Genomic DNA, 2,664 nt, shown 5'->3' on the forward strand with positions numbered 1-2,664 from the left:
TCCCCCCCCGGCGGATTTTTTGTCCTTCTAGCTGCCCTTAGTTAGGCCAGCGCGGTCGCCAGGCCGTAGAGCACCATGACGCAGGCGAAGCCGACCACCGATACCAGCGCCTGGCCAACGGTCCAGACCTTCAAGGTGGTTGGCACATCGATGTCCAGGAAGCGCGAGATCAGCCAGAAGCCGGAGTCGTTGACGTGGCCGGCGAAGACCGAGCCTGCTGCCAGCGCCAGCACCATGGCGGCGACCTGGAATGCGGTCAGCGAGGCATCCGCCAGCACAGCCGGCTGGACGATGGCGGCCGCGGTGGTCAGCGCTACTGTTGCCGAGCCCTGGGCCAGTCGGACGATGGCCGCGATCAGGAAGCCGGCGACAATCAGCGGCATGCCCACCGATTCAAGCGAGGTGGCAATGGCGTTGCCGATGCCGCTGGCACGCAGCACTCCGCCGAACATGCCACCAGCACCGGTGATCAGGATGATCGAGCAGACCGGGCCCAGCGCGGAGTCCACGATGGTCTCGGTCAGGGTCTTGTCCTTGCCCTTGCGGAAGCCCAGAAGGAACATTCCCAGCAGCACGGTGATCAGCAGGGCCACCGGAGTTTCACCCAGCAGGCGCAGCCAGCGCACCCAGGAGGTCTCCGGGTCCACGACGCCGGCGGAGCCGAGCATGTTCAGACCCGTGTTCATGAAGATCAGCAGCAGCGGGAGCAGCAGCAGGCTGAACACCGTGCCCACGGAAGGAGAGGACTTGAACTCGTCCTTCGATGCGCCGTTGCCCAGTGCCGCATCCAGGATATTCGGTACCGGGATGTTGAACTTCTTGCCGACAAACTTTCCAAAGAGATGGCCCGCAACGAACCACGTTGGAATCGCGACGACCAGGCCGAGCACCAGCACGAGCCCGACATTGGCTTCCAGCAGGCCGGAGGCGGCCACTGGGCCCGGGTGCGGCGGAACGAAGACGTGCATCACCGAGAATGCGGTGGCCGATGGGATGGCGTAGAGCAGCAGCGAGCCGCCCAAGCGGCGGGCCACGGTGAAGATGATCGGCAGCATGACTACCAGCCCGGCATCGAAGAAGATCGGGAAGCCGAAGAGCAGCGACGCAACCGACAACGCCAGCGGTGCGCGCTTCTCGCCGAACTTGGAGATCAGCCAGCTGGTCATCACATCGGCGCCGCCACTGGTTTCCAGCATGCGTCCGAGCATTGCGCCAAGGCCGACCAGCAAGGCCACACTGGCCAAGGTGGATCCGAAGCCGCTGGTCAGCGTGGTAATGACCGATTCAGCAGGGATGCCGGAGGCGACCGCGGTCAGCAAGCTGGTGAGCACCAGTGCGAGGAACGCGTGGACGCGGAAGCGGATAATCAGCACCAGCAGCAGCGCTACCGCACCGACCGCCAGCATCAGGAGCCCGGGCGTACTTAACGTCCAGTTCAGTTCAAGCTCAGTTGTCATTGTCTTCCTTGATCAATGGGGGGCTTCATGCCATGGGTGGTCTGTGGATTGCTGCCAGCGCACTGCGCTAGGACAGTTTAGCGATCAGCTGTCGAACGATGTCCTCGGGGCTATCGGCAATATCCGCGCTGAGCACTGGCTCGTCCGCATCTGGGGCCTCCAGCGTGGCCAGCTGGCTGTCGAGCAGGCTGGTGGGCATGTACTCGTGCGAGCGCGCGTTCATCCGATCGCGAATCAGGGTCGGAACACCGGTGAGGTGGATGAAGATCGTTGCTGGCTCCAAGCTGAGGATGAGATCCCGGTAGCTGCGCTTGAGTGCGGAACAGGCGATAACCAGCGGCGCTTGGTGCCGATTGCTTTCGGCCAGTTTGGCGCCGATCAGCTGCAGCCACGGCTCGCGGTCAGCGTCATCCAGAGACTGTCCGCCGGCCATTTTTTCCTTGTTGGCCTTGGGGTGCAGGTTGTCGCCATCAATGAATTCATGATGCAGCTGATCAGCCAGCATCTTTCCGATGGTGGTCTTGCCGCTGCCCGAGACACCCATTACAACAAGGGGCGGGACCTGTTCACTCATCCATTTACTCCGTCGTACGTGAACCTAATATATGACTTATCTTGTAGCCAAAGTCATAAAGTATGATTTAACTAGAGTAGGAGCGGCAGCGGACGCTGTCAACAGGTTGCACCTGGTTCACCAGGAAGATTCTGCAAAACATGTGGCCAGATGGGGAATTCCCGGATCAATTGGCCCGAGGTTCAAGCATGGCTTGAACCTAGCCTTTGAAAATGCTGAATTTCTTCGAGGTCGTTGTAGAACCCCAGCTCAATGCCATGTACTCTCGGTTTTTAAGTGGATCGAACCCGACCACTGCACAGTCTGACCATTGGAGCGAATCATGGGATTCATTGGATGGATAGTTTTGGGCTTGATTGCCGGAGCGATCGCAAAGGCCATTCTGCCCGGCAAGCAAGGTGGCGGCTGGATCGCTACCCTGATTCTCGGCGTCGTAGGCGCCCTACTCGGAGGCTGGATCGGAAGTGCTATCTTCGGTGAGGGCGTGGATGAGTTCTTCTCGATCTCAAGTTGGCTTCTTGCCATCGGTGGCGCCCTGATCGTCCTGGTCATTTGGGGCTTCATCACCAAACGACGGGCATAACGCACCTCCCGAGGGACCATTGTCCTGCGGATCTTGAATTCCCGCCGAGC

Annotated in this window: 3 protein-coding genes; 1 reads left to right on the forward strand and 2 read right to left on the reverse strand. The window is 60.5% G+C overall.

Annotation, left to right across the window (positions count from 1 at the left end; translation table 11 throughout):
- Positions 1-41 precede the first annotated feature (41 nt).
- Positions 42-1,457: a GntP family permease gene (locus ACNPM8_RS17180; RefSeq protein WP_332504551.1), complete on the reverse strand. Its 1,416-nt coding sequence runs from the start codon at positions 1,455-1,457 to the stop codon at positions 42-44.
- A 67-nt stretch (positions 1,458-1,524) separates the two neighbouring features.
- Positions 1,525-2,031 carry a gluconokinase gene (locus ACNPM8_RS17185; protein WP_105661221.1) on the reverse strand — a complete coding sequence of 169 codons (507 nt, stop codon included), beginning with the start codon at positions 2,029-2,031 and terminating at the stop codon, positions 1,525-1,527.
- Positions 2,032-2,353: 322 nt separating this feature from the next.
- Between ACNPM8_RS17185 and ACNPM8_RS17190 the strand changes: the two genes are divergently transcribed.
- A complete protein-coding gene (locus ACNPM8_RS17190) occupies positions 2,354-2,614 on the forward strand; it encodes a GlsB/YeaQ/YmgE family stress response membrane protein (RefSeq protein WP_105657761.1) in 261 nt (86 codons plus the stop codon).
- Positions 2,615-2,664: the final 50 nt, after the last annotated feature.

This window comes from Glutamicibacter sp. AGC46 (assembly GCF_053543715.1).